The 2,368-nt window shown below is 68.5% G+C and carries 2 protein-coding genes and 1 pseudogene; all 3 read right to left on the bottom strand.

Features of this window, described 5'->3' with window-relative positions; genetic code table 11:
- Positions 1 to 724: arpA protein (locus ACFWPJ_RS30580; protein ID WP_378856651.1), on the bottom strand; the 724-nt coding region annotated here is incomplete at its 3' end.
- A 155-nt stretch (positions 725 to 879) separates the two neighbouring features.
- Positions 880 to 1,575: an HAD family hydrolase gene (locus tag ACFWPJ_RS30575; protein WP_378856649.1), complete on the bottom strand. Its 696-nt coding sequence runs from the start codon at positions 1,573 to 1,575 to the stop codon at positions 880 to 882.
- Positions 1,576 to 1,647: 72 nt separating this feature from the next.
- Positions 1,648 to 2,368 (bottom strand): annotated as a pseudogene (locus ACFWPJ_RS30570) (serine/threonine protein kinase); the annotation flags it as partial.

Below are 2,368 nucleotides of genomic sequence, written 5' to 3'. Positions count from 1 at the left end.
GTCGTTGTCCCGCACCCGCCCCCACGGTGACCCCGTGCAGCGAGAAGCGGCCCTTGAACAGCTGCAGGTCGCCGGGGCGCAGTTCGAGCGCGCGGATGAACCGCTCGCCGTCGCCGGTGAGCACGGCGCGCACGTCGTCGAGATGCTCGGCGTGCGGGTCGCGGATGTTGGGGCAGTATTCGAAGACACCACCGGATTCGGGACGCCGGGTCAGCATGCTGACGGTGAACTCGTTGGTGTCGAAATGCCACGGGTGCGACATGCCCGGCTCGACCACGTTCAGGCACAGACCGGCCAGCGGGTCGGCGAATTCGTGCAGTTCGTCGAGTTCGAAACAATCGGCGACGAACCGCTGGAAGACCGGATCGGTGTAGAGCCGCTGGATCAGCGCGTCGGCGGGGATGCGGTCGCGGGCGACGAAGGCGTTGCCGCGATCGAGCACGATCCGGGCCGGATGGTCGGCGGGCAGGTCGGCGTCGAGCGGGATGTTGTAGGCGTTGACCCGTTCCACCTTGTAGTGGGCGTGTGGGGCGATCCGCTCCCCCTCGACCCGCAGCGTGTCCCACAGCTCCGGGCGGATGAATTCCCGCAGGACCGTGCAGCCGTCCCCGGCCAGTTCCGCGCGGGCGGCGGCCACCGCGGCGCGCCGGCCCGGGCCACCGAGATCGGTGAGCGGATACCGTGCGATGTCGACGATTTCGTCAAGCCCCCGCGTCCCTGTCATGTATTCAGTTTGCGGTAACTTTCGACGACACGCCCAGGGTTTCGGCAAATCCGGACTATCCCGGACAGATCACAGCGTCATGAAATCAACTGTGCGGCAACAGTTTTCGCACATTCCCTGTCGATAGCGGAATAATCACGGTAGGCTATTTCGCCCTATCTCGCTGCGCTGCCGAAATGTTCGTCGCGCACATCCAGCGCGGCACGCAGATCGGCGACCGACAATCCCACCAGCGACTCCCGGAATACCCGCCCCGGCGCGTCGGGAACCGCGATTTCGCAGGGAATCACGATCAGGCCGCAGCCCGCGCCCTGTGCCGCGAGTGCGCCGGTCGGCGAATCCTCGATGGCCACGCAGTCGGCCGGGTCGAGTCCGAGCAGGTCGGCGGCCTTGCGGTAGATGGCGGGATCGGGTTTGCCGTGCGGCACTTCGTCACCGCAGACCGAGGTGTCGAAGAAGTCGCGGCCGAGGGTGTCGAGACCGTATTCGGTGAGCGAGCGCTTGGTGTTGGTGACCAGCGCGCAGCGCAGGCCCTCGGCGCGCACCATGGCGAGCGCGTCCTTGGCGCCGGGTCGCCACGGGATCGGGCCCAGCATCAACTCGGTGACGCGGCGCTCGAGGAAGTCACCCGCCTCGGCGATCACCTGCGGCGTGGCTTCAACCCCGATGCCGTCGAACAGCATGCGCAGCGCGTTCGGGCCGGAGGCACCGATCAGCGCGTGGCGGATCTCGTCGGTCAGCTCGCGACCGTGTTCACGGGCCAGTTCACGGACCGCTATGTCCCACAGCTTCTCCGAGTCGAGCAGCGTGCCGTCCATGTCCCACAGCACCGCGGCCGGTCGCGCGCTCACCTGTTTCTCGCCTCGTTCTCGTCGGAGTCGGACCGGCGGTCACCGGGCCGCGTTCAGGGTAGCGGGTACGCCTCAGACTCCCGAGCCGGCGATCTGCAGCGCGTTGCCGGTGCCGCTGACCTGAATCCAGCGATTCTCCGAGCTCACGGTGCCATTGGTGAGGTGGTAGGTGAGCGAGACGACCGCCTTGTTCTCCCCGTTGGGCGTGATCGAGCCGACAGTCACCGACCGCACCGACGACCAGAACGAGGAGTACTGCCCGAAGCCACCGGTCTGCGCCTGATAGCCGGGGGCGAGTTGGGCCCAGGCACCACCGACATTGCCGGGCAGCATGCCGTAGTACCCGGCGATGAACTGGGCCACCCGGTCCGGGGTGGGCGGGCCGAACGGCGTGGTGGTGATCGTCGTGCTGGTCGGCGACGGCGTGGAGGTGGGCTTGCCCGAGGTACTCGTGGCAGGGGCGCTCGAGGTGGGGCCGGTGCTCGTCGCGCCGTTCGGCGACGCGGTCGCGGGCGCGGACACGGTGACCGTCTCCTGCTCGGGCACGATCACGACGGTGCTCACCTTGCCGTCGACCACCGTGGTCACGGTGACCGGATTCTGCGCCTGCTGACCGGGATCGGCGCTCCGATCACGGGTGACGACCAGGACGACGAGCATCACCGTGAACGCGGCGACGGCGGCGGCGAGCAGCAGGATAGCCCGGCTGTTGTTCGGCGAATCGGTGCGCGCGGGCCGTGTCGGGCCAGTCGGCGGTGGGCCGGAAGGGGTCCCGGCGCGCCCGTTGTCGCGG

Origin of the sequence: Nocardia sp. NPDC058497 (assembly GCF_042720195.1) — a bacterium.
In the GTDB taxonomy this organism is placed as follows: Bacteria; Actinomycetota; Actinomycetes; order Mycobacteriales; family Mycobacteriaceae; genus Nocardia.
The sequence above is the reverse complement of the archived record's forward strand: the minus strand, read 5'-3'. Positions and strand labels throughout refer to the sequence as shown.